Consider the following 13,232-nt stretch of genomic DNA (forward strand, 5'->3'; position numbering starts at 1 on the left):
AAATTAAATACTCGTTTGATAATTTTTTATCAAGAAAACGTTGACATAAAGAGAACGAGTATGCTACTTTTAATGCGCAAATGAAAACAAACTTTGGAGGAACGACTCATGAAAATCAATACGAAGTTACTGCATGACTATCCGATGATCGACCCTGTTACTGGTGCCTCATCCATCCCCAAATACCAAGCATCGACTTTTCATCAGGAAGATGTCTTTACCCATACGGGATTTAGCTATACGCGTTTTGGGAACCCTACGGTCGAAGCTGCTGAAAAATGTATCGCCTCTTTAGAAGATGCTACTTTTGGATTGGCCTTTTCTTCTGGAATGGCTGCCATCAACGCGGTCTTGTTTCTACTGTCAAAAGGTGACCATCTGGTATTAGGAAAAAACATTTATGGTGGCACCTTCCACAGCATCCATTTGTTTCTTTCACGATTTGGGATTGACTGTACATTCGTAGATGAAACAGATAATGATTCTTGGGAAAAAGCAATCAAAAAAGAAACAAAAATGTTTTATATCGAAACACCTTCGAATCCATTATTGACGATCACTGACATTAGAAAAGTAGCGGAAACTGCCAGAAAACATGGGATTCTTACTGTTTCCGACAATACTTTTATGTCCCCACTCTCGCAACACCCTTTATCCTTAGGCTTAGATATCGTCATACATAGTGCAACTAAATTTATCAATGGACATAGCGACGTAGTAGCTGGCTTAGTTGCTACAAATCAAGAAGCGATTTATAAAAAATTAAAGGAGCATCAGATCGCATTAGGTGGGATCTTAGGACCAGAAGATGCTTGGCTATTATTGCGTGGAGTAAAAACGATGGGATTACGCATGGAGAAGTCCATCAAGAATGCTTCTAAAATCGCCACCTTTCTATCTGAACACGCTAAAGTAAAAAAAGTCTATTACCCTGGATTAGCACAACATCCAAGATATCAAGTGCATCATCAACAATGTGAGAACTCCGGAGCAATTCTCTCTTTTGAATTGGAAACGATCGATCAGATCCAGTCTTTATTTACTAACTGTCGATTGCCAATCGTTGCTGTCAGTCTTGGTGGCGTGGAATCGATTCTTTCCTATCCTTGGGCAATGTCACATGCGAGTATGCCAGAAGAAGAACGGCTAAAAATGGGGGTAACGGAAACACTCGTCCGTCTATCTTGTGGGATAGAAGATGAAGAAGACTTGCTGAATGATCTGACACGTTCACTTGGATAATGTCGTGCTGATAGTACTTGCGACAACTATTACAGGAAAAAAACTGGAACGGACAAAGTTTCTGTCCATTCCAGTTTTTCTATACACTCTTTATTTCTTTACTAGGAGTCGATCGTAATTCTTTATTTTTCCCTCTAATCGATCAAAACATTCCTGCATCTCTTCGATTTTTTTCGCTAATTGCTGACTCTCTTCAATCAGCAACTCTTTTCGAGCTTCGATTGTTTCATTTCCTTGTTCACATAATTTATTATAGGCGATCAAAGAGTCGATCGAAAGGCCCGCATTGCGCATACAAATGGTAAAATCTACCCAATTCAAGTCTTCTTCCGTATAATCTCTGATACCACCTTTTGTTCGATGAACAGGAGGGATCAACCCAATCTTTTCATAATAGCGCAAGGTATCTGGAGATATTCCCTTTTTTTCACTTACTTCTCTGATATTCACTAGTTGTTCACCTCATTATAACTGATATGTATGGTCCTTTGATCAAGATCAAACATCCAATCAATGATGCAATTGAGATCTGCTTTTGCTTGATTGGAGGAAACCATTTTTTATTTTGTTACTAATTAATCGTGTCCGCAAAAAATAGCTTGCTTCTCTAAGTTCATACTTCTCACGATATACTAAAAGAATCATACGTTTCTCCAAGTCAAATTGCAAATGAAATTTTTTAAGATCAAATGTCAGTTATTTCCGTGATGGACAACAGATATGAACACAGACTCTCCTCAATCAGCTATGATAAGCAGTGTTCCTTATAGGTATCATAAAGCGATTATCCTAGTCATATGGTAAACTTTACAGTATAAAATCTACTCAAAGGAGGCCATGATGATGTTCCTTTTTCGTGCAACACTAAAATTGTTCCAGACATTTTTTTCTATTTTGAGAAAAGAAGAAATGCGGGCACTACTTTCTGTGATGTTGATTACTTTAACCATTGGTACGTTCTGCTTTTCTTTTCTCGAAAAAGTATCCTTATTTGACTCTTTTTACTGGAGTTTCATTACACTGACCACTATCGGTTTTGGTGATATCCATCCTGTTACAGTATTAGGAAAATTATTCACCATCCTATACGCTACATTTGGATTAGGGATTATGAGTATCTTTATTTCGATCCTAGTGAAAAATTATGTCCATACCTATGATTCAAGACACCACAATCATTGAAACTGTTGATTCCAGTAACTAGAATAACGAGTAATCAATTGATCGAGCGCCTGCATCTCGAACTGGCGCTCGGGGTCATCTGCCCAAATGCCAAACATGCTTCCAATAATCGGTAATTTTTCAACAGCCGCTGGCACCTGACTTATCTCAGTCCTTTCGATGCCCTCTAGCACTTGCTCAAAATGGTAATACCCATCTTTTTCTGTATTGCGCCCGATCACCCAGTACCAGCTGTCATTCGTATTCAACAAACGATGCCCTTTAGCTACTAAAAATTCTGGTGGGCAGACTTCATACCCCTTCCAACCAGCTGTCCAATATGCAACGATGATCGCGGGGTCAAACTGCCCATAGCGTTCATCTGCATGATAGTAGATACCATCGTTGAAGACGATTGGTTCCATTTTATTGTTTTTGACTATTGCGGCAAGTTCATTCGTATAGTCTATAAACTTCGCATAATCCCCTTTATCTAGGAGTCCTAGCCACCCTCCTTCTGTTTTTACATCATTCGCATACTCATCACAGCCAAGGTTGAAGTAACCTACTTTTCCCGAAAAATAGTCTATATATTTTTTTACTAATTGACGCGTAAAGTCAACCGCTTCTTGATTCGCTAAATCGATGGTACTTCGTGATGTGCGAAAAGCGGGAGCTTGAATACCTAAATGTTTCATTCCCTCAACTATAGCATCCATGTGTCCAGGACTATTGATTACCGGTATCAGTTCGATGCTTCGTTCTTTTGCGGATTGCAACAAATAGTCCATGTCTTTTTGCGATAAATAACAGCCATTTGGATCATCATAATATTTTTTCGTTCCTTTGATTAATTCCTCTTTCACCTTTTCACTTTCATAGTATTGGACTTGTCCGTTGATCGCCATGTCGTCCAAGATAAAACGTAGTCCGTTGTTTGCTAAAATCACTTCGATTCCTGTAAAACCAGCTTGAGAAGCTTTTTCAATGATGGTTTCCAATTGTTCTTTTGAAAAATATTTTCTGCCTGCATCGATCGAAAGTATTTTTTTCACAGTGCCCTCCTATTTTAAAACGTTTTCACGGAAAACTATAAGCTACTTTAGTAAAAAAATCTACTCCTAATTAAAGTAACTTGTAAAAAAGTGAGATAAAAGCAAAGAATACTTTCACCCCACACTCTAAATACGAATAAACGTCAGGAACAGAAGCAATCTACTCAAAATAGGCTGTACTTCTCAAATAGTCGAATCATAATTTTCGCGACATTTTTATTCCTTCTTGTATCTATGCTTTCATTTGATTTTTGCCACAGATATTTTTAACCCGTAAAGCTTTTGTTTTTGCCAAATAAAAAGGTCTAAGGTAAGCAACTGTATTCGAAAGTGGCAAAATATCCTCATTCAAATAGATATTCAGTTCTTCTTCAAGATAGTTTCGGCGGATACAGATCCTTTCCCATAACTCAGGATAATTTTCTTTAATCGAGGTACGAAGGGCTTCATCCGCAATTGCTACACATTCTTCTGCACTGACCCCAGTATAACCAGGAACAGATGGGATAATATCCAGTTGGAAAATCATGCCACTAACAAGGTATTCTGTGGAATCCTCATAGATAGGAGAAGCCATCCATTCTTCATCGGCTGTTAAATGTCCAGGGTTCAAATGCCAATGGAACAGCTGCTTCGGTAAGACAGATTCAATCAATTGATAAATTTCTTCTCCGATTAAACCAACTCTGAGATTCTCAATCCAAGTGACGATCGCCTTGAAATAAGGTTTCGCTACCCGCTCTAAATAATCGGCTTGCTCCACAGGTAACTCCTCTGCTTTTTCAACAACGAATCCTGTTCGACTAGAAAGCCCCCCTTTAAAACCAGCCGTTAAAGATAAGGCATCACCTTGTTTGATTTTTTTGTGTGTGGGGTAGAGATTAGCATAGTCAAAGCGCGTTCCTGTAGCTGCTATCGTGACCACTGTATTGGTTTGCCCCTCGCCATTCAGTTGTTCTGCCACTTCAACTTCTTTGATACCAACTTCAATTTTATTAAGTGCGTTGAGCATACATCTTGATGCTAAATTTGCTCCATACTCATAATGCGCAAGCTCATTTGCATTATTTTCTCTACGAACACCGTTTTCTCCTATCATCAGATAAGCAGCATTTATAAGTTCAGTTTTGGCATCAATAGTTTGTCTGATGGCTTCAACAATGAAATATGGAAGATCAAATAATTTAGAAGCGGCAACTTTCTGCGTCGTGAACATCTTCCAACCGATCAATCCAATTTTATTTTTTTCCTTAAACCCTAGAGTAGCAAAAATTTCCGCTAAAGATTCTTCATTTGTCATCGGTTGATTTGGTAGTGAAAAAGGCGGATAATGGATCAATTTCGTTGAAATCCTTGAATGAGCATGCATCTTTAGATTTTCATTCCCTACGATCAAAGTATCGTTGCCACTTGCTTCAACCACCAATAATCCCTCTTCAAATCTTGGGATAAATCCTGTCAAATATTCAAAATTCGCTCCATGTTCTTTGTCTGCATAAATAACTAGTGTATCGATTCCTTCTTCTTTCATACGTGTAATCAACTTATTTTTTCTTTCTTCCATTGTTTCTTCAGTCAAGAAAACAGGTGGAACATCTAAAAATGTCATTGGTTCCTTCACTGTGGTTAGAATAATTTTTTTGCTCATCTTTTCGTGCTCCTTTTCTCTAAACATACGCAAGTTACATGATTTTGAATTAATGCTTCCTCTAGCGTTTCGGATAAAGGACGATCCGTAACTAGCACATCGATTTCCGCCAACTCACATACTTTAAAGAACCCAGTTTTGTCCAGCTTCGTATGATCCGCAATAGCAAGGACAGTAGCGGCTTGTTTGACCATCTGTCTTTTGACCAATCCTTCCTCTTTCGTATGGATGAACACTCCCTCACTTGATAAAGCATAGATTCCAAGAAGAGTATAATCTACTTTATATTGCTTCAATTGTTCAATCGTTTCTGTACCATAAAGAAACAATTGCGTCTTGTGTAATTTTCCAGGCAAAAGAGAAATAGTCGTGCCATTTAATTTTGCTAGTAACATTGCATGCACCAAGGAATTTGTAACAGCATTTATTTTTTTATCAGATAAATGATGGATCACATTCTCAACTGTAGTGGAAGAATCGAAGATGACCGAACATTTCTCTTCAATGAATGAACTTGCTTTTTCACCCAATGCGATTTTCACTTGATTGGCTTTGCTTGCTCGTTGTTCATAGTCAAAAATAGGTGCTTTTTCTTCCGGCAGAATTGCCCCGCCGTGTGTCCTCCGTAAAAATTTTTGTTTTTCTAGTTTGATCAAATCGCGACGGACCGTATCTTTTGATACACCTAGCTCTTCTGCCAAATCCTCGATAGTGACACTCTGATGTTCTTTCAAACTATTTTTTATCTTCGTCAAACGATCTTCCATCAACATGAAATCGCCTCCTAAGTGATAGTTTAATTCACTGTGCATTGTTTTGCAATGTTTTGCTGTATTTTGCAATATATTATCCGTTCTTTCATGGTATACTTTGCTTGAACTTGTACCTCTATTTTTATCAATCAGTATAATGAAAGTTGGGTAATCAATGAAGATCATACCGCCTAAAATCACGGCACAATTAGAAAGTAAGCGTTTCTCAGATATTTTTTATGAAGAAGATCCCATTCTCGAAATGTGTACTGTTTCTGGTTCTGAATTCATGGATTCGTTCCTTGAACGGCCACGTTTTTATCATATGGAATTTGACCACTGTCTTTTTACGAATACAGATTTCAGCCAGCTTGAAGTTGTTGACGTTCGCTTCAAGAATTGCGATTTTTCGAATGCTGATCTTTCCAAAGCATCGATTCATCGCGCGGAATTCATCAATTGCAAACTTTTAGGAACCTCTCTTCCTGAATCTGCGATCCATCATGTTACTTTTCAAGATTGTATCTTAAACCTTGCTACTTTTGGTTTTTCAAAACTAGAAAACATTCACTTTGTTCATTCACAACTCCAAGGAACCGATTTCTATCAATGCAAATTCAAACATCTTGCTTTTGATACATGCGATTTAAATGAAGCTAATTTTGAACAAACTCCTTTAAAGGGTGTTGATTTGAGTACTTCTCACTTTGAGTCCTTAACTGTTTCAATGGATGATCTAAAAGGATGCCAAGTCTCGACTTATCAGGCTTTACGCTTCTCCACTTTGATGGGCTTGATCATCAAAGAATAACGTACTGAGAAAATTGCTATGCTGTTCTTTCGAATGACTAGTGGGGTATATTCTGAAAAATAAAAAAAGATGGTCAGGACACATGGAGAAACGGTATCACGTTTCTTTGCGTTCTGGCCATCTTTTTGACTATAAAGGAAATGAGTCCCCTTCAATAAAATTAGTATAAATATGTTCACTTTCGACTGTTTCTTCTTGAATCAAATGAATGATCTTTTCTGCTGCGACCATCCCCCAGCGATGCTTAGAATAGGCGATTGTCGCTAGTCGAGGTTGTACAAAAGCGCCTAACTCTGAATTATCAAATCCGATGATCCGAATATCCTGCCCAATTTCATAAGGTGTTTCCTTCACATATTTGTACACGCCAATCGCCATTTCATCATTAAGCGCAAAGATATCAATAGGAAAGTTTTCTGATTGTTTGATGATTTCTTTTGCTGCTTGATAGCCAGATGGTTCAGTAAAATCCCCTTGAAAAACTTCATACGTTATTCCGAAACGTGCTAATTCTCTCTGACTGATAGTCAGCCGTTCTTGACTATCATAGCCATTTTTTGGTCCAGCAATCAAATGTACTTTTTTAGAATGACCATTAAAAAATTGTTCGACCGCTAATGTTGTACCTCCACGATTATCTAAAAGGACTTGTCGCACATTTTCATGTACCATGATCCGATCCAGAATGACGATTGGATGCCCACGATCAGCAAACATCTGGATTTCTTCCGTTGAAAACGTCCAATCCAAAATGATCGCTCCGTCCACCATTTTTTCTGGGATAAACAAATGAGATTTATGACCGCTGCAGACGATCATCTCATAATCAAATAGTGCTAACCCTTTTTTGATTCCTTCAAGCAGTTCGCCGTAAAAACTTCCTCCATAATCGGCCAAATAGACACCGATGATTTTTGTTTGGCGCCGTTTTAGTGTTCGAGCTGCCATGTTAGGAACATAGTTAAGTTCATTTGCAATCGCTTGGATACGTGCTCTTGTCTCTTCAGTTACTTTAGGACTTCCATTAAGTGCATAAGAGACTGTTGAGATCGAAACACCCGCTTTTTTTGCAATATCTTTGATTCCTGCCATGGTCTGCTCCTTTCTAATGATAAATTTCAATCACTGAATTTTCTTCAAGAGACGAAAGTATTTCCTTTTTTTTGAGAATCAATCCACCTTCGCGGTAGGGATTTTCTTCGAGATCAAAAGAGACTGCTTTTCCGTCAATTGTTACTTTAGCTGGTGCTTCGGGATAAAATTTGATTGTGATATTTTTTCCAAGCAATTGATAACGTAGCTCTAAACCCTCGAGTTCTTTCGGTAGTACAGGATCAAACACAAGTGTTTCTTCCTTAATCCGTATCCCTAAAACCGTTGTGATCAACTGATTCAAATAGATCCCCGGACCACTAGAATAAATACGCCAACCGCCTTTGACACCAACTTCTCCATTCTTAAGTTTACCAAAATTTTCCTGAGATTCATACCTTGTTCTAAAGTTCCCATCTGAACTACTGAAGTAAGCATTTGCCTGTCTTAATTCAGCATTGTGAACATTTTCTCTAATTTTTATTGGATTGATTGTCTTTAGTGCATGCCATGTCTGGTCTCTCTGCCCAATTTTTGCCATTGCTTCAGTATAGCGAATGTGTGCATGGACATATTGTAAGCCGATTTCACGGCCAAAATTTGCTGCTTGTTCTGCCCGTTTGAAATTTGTGCTCACTCCACCATGATAGGCTGCAGGACGATCCATCAAACGCACTCCGTCAGGGAAAAGCAAGTGGAACTTGATGATTCTTAGATGATGCACTACTTCTTCTGGCGACAAGATTTCAGCAATCATACTACGAGTCATTGGGAGTAATCGATACTTGATCCCTGTTTTCGTATCCTTTGGATGAATGATTGGCTCCACTTCATTTACATTTTCCATATAAATGAACCCTGGGATCGTCTCATCTTTTAGCATGAATTTTTGGAAATCTTTTTTGATCTTTTCGGCTAACTCATTTAAATAATCACTATAATCCGGCGCATATTTTTTAAGAAGCATTCCTAATTTTTTAATCACTTGATATGTTAGAGCGACTGTCCAACTACTTGCCATTTGTTCCTTTAGTCGATTGTCGTAGGGTTGGAGTGTATCGTCCCAGTCACCATCTCCATAACAGGATAAATAGGTTCCAGGAAGAAAGTGGCTCGTGATATAAGTGATCTCTTTTTGCAAATGGTCCATCAATGGATAACGTTCTCGTGTTTTGTGAAAATCAGCATAAGAGGTATAAGGTATTTCTTTTTGTAAAATGGTCATGTCGCCTGTTTGCTCCAAGTAGTCTGCGACAACTTTCAGCGGCCAGACAATGACATCTCCATGGCTTTCAGTGGCTTTTTGCTCCTCGTATCTATCAAACATAAACCATTGTGGCCAATGCCCATCTTCGATAAATTGATTTTCAAATAAATGTTCGATGATCGATACCACTACATCTGGTCGATTGACAGCTAAGAAAAATTCTGTTGGTCCTTGAGAAACATCGCGAGTTCCCCACGCGGCCCCACCAAACTGTTCTAGTCCATGTGGAGATAGATAATGTACCAACATATTGTGTGTATACCAGCGAGTGAGTAAATTTATTTTGTCCATTGAGAGAGAATCATGACGCAATTCAAATCGATGGATCAACTGGTCAATAAAATCTTGATACTCCTCTTGTGCTTCATCAAAGGTCACAAGATCATTTTCTTTTTCGTTTTCCCCACTTAAGCTACCGTGAATAGTTAGTGAAAAGCCAGTTGTATCATTGAATGTCATGACAAGCAAATCAGCAGATCTCGTAAATAGCTGCCCATCATTCGTCAGCTCAAAAGCGTTGTCACTTTCTATATAATACGTCAGTTTTGGATAATATTCTTCTGTAGGCGAATTTTCTCCGGTTATTTTTAATTCATTGCATTGCCTGCTTACTTTATAAGTTGCTTTCTCTTCTGGTCCCATCAATAAATGGTTCGTTACTACCCAGCTATAGGATTTCTCTCCTTTTACTTCTAACCGGACCTCTCTGGTATCTGGCAAAGTATACGTACGAACTTGAATTAGTTCTTCTGGCAATTGATAATACCAAGTTGCCGAATTCAATCCCATTTCAAAAGCAGAGGGCATCGTGAGCAGTCGCCACTCTTCATCTACCAAAAGATAGATACGTTGTCCAGAGCGTTTCATCACATTCAACGAATTTCGACTATTACTCATCAATTTGTTCATCGTTGTATTTCCCAGCACAACTTGAGAATTAAAAATACCATACATATAGACTGTCGTACTTAACAAAGGCTGATCCACCTTCAAATCCATTCCACTTAATAGAATATGCCCATGCGCCCGTTCCATCTCCAACTCTTTTTTTTGCAGGACTACGTGATGCCCCTCTTTTGTAAAGAAAGAATACGTTTGATTGTCTACTACTTCTACTTCTTTTTGTTCTGGAAACCATGTTTTGATTGTTGCTTCGCTTAACTCACTTCCTACAAGTGGTCGACCTATTTTTTTATACCCACTTGTTACTTTTGGCGGATGTCCAAATGTCAGAGAACGATATGTCTCAATTAACTCAGTTTCTATAGAGACTGGTTCAGTGACTTCTTCTTGCTGGTTTTCTTTTACTGAACTATAAAAAACAATTTCTGCAACTTCATCCCCCAGTGTAATTTGTTCAGTCTGTAAAGCAACGAAAGCAAATTCATATTGGTATACTTCATTTTCTAAGCATTCTTTTTTCAAACATTCAGGTTGATTCGTTAGCTTATACTTTCGATCAAAAAACTGATAACCATCTGTTGAAAACCCAACTGTCTTCTGGAAACAGCCTTGTGAAATGGCAGGGAATTTCCCATTTTGCGGTTGGTTCTGCCGTGAAGTGATCACCAATTTATCCTTACTTTTTGTAACATGATGGTCAATATACTGCGACACATACGCTTCATTCGCAGTAACTGTGGTTTTATTAGCTAAACCTAAATCTTGTCCATAAATGATATCTACTTGCCCTTTTCCAGAAAGAAGCACTCGCCAAAACCATTGATTATTTGTTGCTAATTTAAAATCAACCTGATAATTGATTTCTTCAAAATCACCTTTCCATGTTTGCTGGTCTTGAGAAGAATAGAATGTACTCAGGCTATTTGAACCAACCATTGGTGCATAATGATATCCATCTTTTGTTTTCTTTCTTAGATATAATTGATTTAAACTACCGTCTAAAGTGTTTCCTTCCAACTGGTTGATCATAAAATCAAAACTGTTGATTTCTTTGATATCGCCTGTATCAAGAAAAGTGATAGTGGTGTTGTCTCGACTTTGCGTTTGCATTGAATGATCCTTTCTTAGCTATTCATTTAGTTCGGCAGGAACAATCAGCACATCTCGGCTATTCCCACCTACCATGATAGTGAATTTGCCGCCCTCACTTCGGCATTTCTGATCAGAATGAACATAGCGAACCATGGCTTCTGTCAGCTCAAATCGTACGAGCTTTTCTTCATTCGGCTCCAACCAAATTTTTTTAAAATCTTTCAACTCTTTAACAGGTCGTACCACTTCACCGATAAGATCTCTTATATACAACTGAACTGTTTCTTCCCCCGGCATACTTCCCACGTTCTTAACGCTTACCGAAATCTTCAATGGCGTTTGCGCATCAAACCATGTCTGTTCAATTTGAAGATCACTATAAGCGAATTGGGTATAACTAAGACCAAATCCAAATGGATACTTTGGATCATTTCCTACATCTAGATATTTGGAAACATATTTTTCATTCGGCGCAGAATCATAAGGACGTCCTGTACTATCTGAATTGTAAAAAACTGGTACTTGACCCACTGTTTCTGGGAATGACATACTTAAACGTGCGCTTGGATTATAATACCCCCACAGGATTTCTGCTAATGCATTGCCTCCTTCCGTTCCAGGCATCCAAGCTTGAACGATTGCTTTAGCTTGGGAAATCCCATTTAAATCTAATGGACGTCCACTATATATGGTTACAACGACATTAGGATTTACTTCAGCAAGTTGTTCAAAAAATTCCAACTGTTTCTCTGGTAGGCGAATATCACTGCGGCTTGCGGCTTCACCACTCATCCAATCAGTTTCACCTAAAGCGATGACTACTTTATCTGCCTTTTTTGCTAAACCGATTGCTTCTGTTACCGCTTGTTCAGTAGGATCAAAATAATCAAATACTTCTTTTCCAATCAGTAAGTTAGTCTCTAGTGCTTGTGCTCCAGTAATTAACGAAACTGCTTCTTGCTTTTGTCCTTGCCAAGACCATGCACCCAATATATCTTGTGAGTCTGCACCTGGTCCGACGATCGCCACTTTCTCTTGGCTCCGAAAAGGCAAAATGGCTTCATTTTTTAGTAGAACTATTGATTTTCTTGCAATTTCTTTTGCTTTTTCACGATGTGTTTGGCTTAAAACAAGCGCTTTCTCTTTTGCTTCATCTGCTCCTCGATAAGGATTCTCAAACAATCCTAGATCATTTTTCAATTGTAATATCCGCAGTACTGCCTCGTCGATCAATTCTTCTGAGATAGTTCCTTCATCTATCAGTTCTTCCAAATATTCTGGGTAGCATGTGGTCATCATCTCAATATCCACTCCAGCTTTAATCGCTAGTTCAGCCGCTTGTTTCTTGTCTTTTGCCACACCATGTGGAATCAGCTCTTGAATCGCTCCCCAATCAGAAATAACCACTCCATTAAAGCCAAACTCTTCCCGTAATATTTCTCTAAATAGCCATTTATTTCCTGTAGCTGGGATGCCATCAACTGTATTGAAAGACGTCATTACCAATTTTGCTCCAGCTGCTAGTCCAGCTTGATACCCTGGTAGATATTGCTCACGTAATTGTCTTTCAGACATATCTACTGTATTGTAATCTCTACCACCTAATGCCCCACCGTAGGCTGCAAAATGTTTGACACAGGCTGCAATCCGTTCTGTATCTTCTTTCAAATTCGTTCCCTGATATCCTTTGATCATTGCTGCAGCAAGCTTTCCGTTTAAATAAGCATCTTCTCCTGTCGATTCCATGACTCTACCCCATCTAGGATCACGGACTAAGTCGATCATTGGAGAAAAAGTGACATGTAACCCCGAAACTGCAGCTTCTTTTGCAGAAATCTCCGCCATTTCTTCTATTGCTTGTTCATCCCAAGTACTCCCTAAAGCGAGAGGAATCGGGAATATCGTCCGAAATCCATGGATGATGTCGGCCATTAAAAGCGTTGGAATATGCAGACGATGATTCTCCATATACGTTTTTTGTACTCTTATCGCTTCCTTTGCACCCGAAATCCCTAATGTCGTCCCTGCTGTATCAATTGTTGCTTGATTTAACCCCATTTCGGTCATTGGACCAGTTTTTTCTTCCGCTTTATCAGAGTAAAATGCCGCAGCTAGTTGTAATAATTGATTGATTTTTTCTTTGATTGTCATTTGTTCGATCAATGTAATAAGTTGTTTGTCTTTCATGCTGTCACCTTTCTCTATCTGA

Annotated in this window: 10 protein-coding genes; 3 read left to right on the plus strand and 7 right to left on the minus strand. The window is 38.6% G+C overall.

All coding sequences use genetic code 11. The features are described from left to right. The first annotated feature begins 108 nt into the window (after positions 1–108). On the plus strand, positions 109–1,242 hold the full coding sequence (locus CJZ72_RS00115; protein ID WP_095443499.1) for a trans-sulfuration enzyme family protein: 1,134 nt from the start codon (positions 109–111) through the stop codon (positions 1,240–1,242). Positions 1,243–1,332: 90 nt separating this feature from the next. Here CJZ72_RS00115 and CJZ72_RS00120 read toward each other — a convergent pair whose 3' ends face one another. Then, positions 1,333–1,692, minus strand: coding sequence for a MerR family transcriptional regulator (locus CJZ72_RS00120; RefSeq protein WP_081134298.1), 360 nt, complete (start codon positions 1,690–1,692; stop codon positions 1,333–1,335). Positions 1,693–2,082: 390 nt separating this feature from the next. Between CJZ72_RS00120 and CJZ72_RS00125 the strand changes: the two genes are divergently transcribed. Then, complete coding sequence (locus CJZ72_RS00125) at positions 2,083–2,424, plus strand: potassium channel family protein (RefSeq protein WP_081134299.1); 342 nt, start codon at positions 2,083–2,085, stop codon at positions 2,422–2,424. Here the strand turns inward: CJZ72_RS00125 and CJZ72_RS00130 are convergent. From CJZ72_RS00130 to CJZ72_RS00140, 3 genes are all read right to left on the minus strand, one after another. Then, positions 2,418–3,458: a family 20 glycosylhydrolase gene (locus CJZ72_RS00130; protein ID WP_081134300.1), complete on the minus strand. Its 1,041-nt coding sequence runs from the start codon at positions 3,456–3,458 to the stop codon at positions 2,418–2,420. The two genes, CJZ72_RS00125 and CJZ72_RS00130, sit on opposite strands and share 7 nt — an antisense overlap. Before the next feature lie 232 nt (positions 3,459–3,690). Further along, positions 3,691–5,106, minus strand: coding sequence for a M24 family metallopeptidase (locus tag CJZ72_RS00135; RefSeq protein ID WP_095443500.1), 1,416 nt, complete (start codon positions 5,104–5,106; stop codon positions 3,691–3,693). Further along, positions 5,103–5,879 (minus strand): DeoR/GlpR family DNA-binding transcription regulator, encoded by a 777-nt coding sequence (locus CJZ72_RS00140; RefSeq protein WP_081134302.1) that lies wholly within the window; start codon positions 5,877–5,879, stop codon positions 5,103–5,105. Before CJZ72_RS00140 ends, CJZ72_RS00135 begins: the two co-directional genes overlap by 4 nt. Positions 5,880–6,033: 154 nt before the next feature. Here CJZ72_RS00140 and CJZ72_RS00145 point away from each other — a divergent pair, with 154 nt between their 5' ends. Beyond that, positions 6,034–6,669, plus strand: coding sequence for a pentapeptide repeat-containing protein (locus CJZ72_RS00145; protein ID WP_081134303.1), 636 nt, complete (start codon positions 6,034–6,036; stop codon positions 6,667–6,669). A 129-nt stretch (positions 6,670–6,798) separates the two neighbouring features. Here CJZ72_RS00145 and CJZ72_RS00150 read toward each other — a convergent pair whose 3' ends face one another. From CJZ72_RS00150 to bglX, 3 genes are read right to left on the minus strand one after another with little or no spacing between them, the layout of a single operon-like run. Then, positions 6,799–7,761 (minus strand): LacI family DNA-binding transcriptional regulator, encoded by a 963-nt coding sequence (locus CJZ72_RS00150; protein ID WP_081134304.1) that lies wholly within the window; start codon positions 7,759–7,761, stop codon positions 6,799–6,801. Between the two features lie 13 nt (positions 7,762–7,774). Then, the gene (locus CJZ72_RS00155; protein ID WP_095443501.1) at positions 7,775–11,041 is read right to left on the minus strand and encodes a GH36-type glycosyl hydrolase domain-containing protein; all 3,267 of its coding nucleotides are present in this window, start codon (positions 11,039–11,041) and stop codon (positions 7,775–7,777) included. An 18-nt stretch (positions 11,042–11,059) separates the two neighbouring features. Further along, complete coding sequence (gene bglX / locus CJZ72_RS00160; RefSeq protein WP_081134306.1) at positions 11,060–13,210, minus strand: beta-glucosidase BglX; 2,151 nt, start codon at positions 13,208–13,210, stop codon at positions 11,060–11,062. Positions 13,211–13,232: the final 22 nt, after the last annotated feature.

This window comes from Enterococcus durans, from assembly GCF_002277935.1.
Classification (GTDB): domain Bacteria; phylum Bacillota; class Bacilli; order Lactobacillales; family Enterococcaceae; genus Enterococcus_B; species Enterococcus_B durans.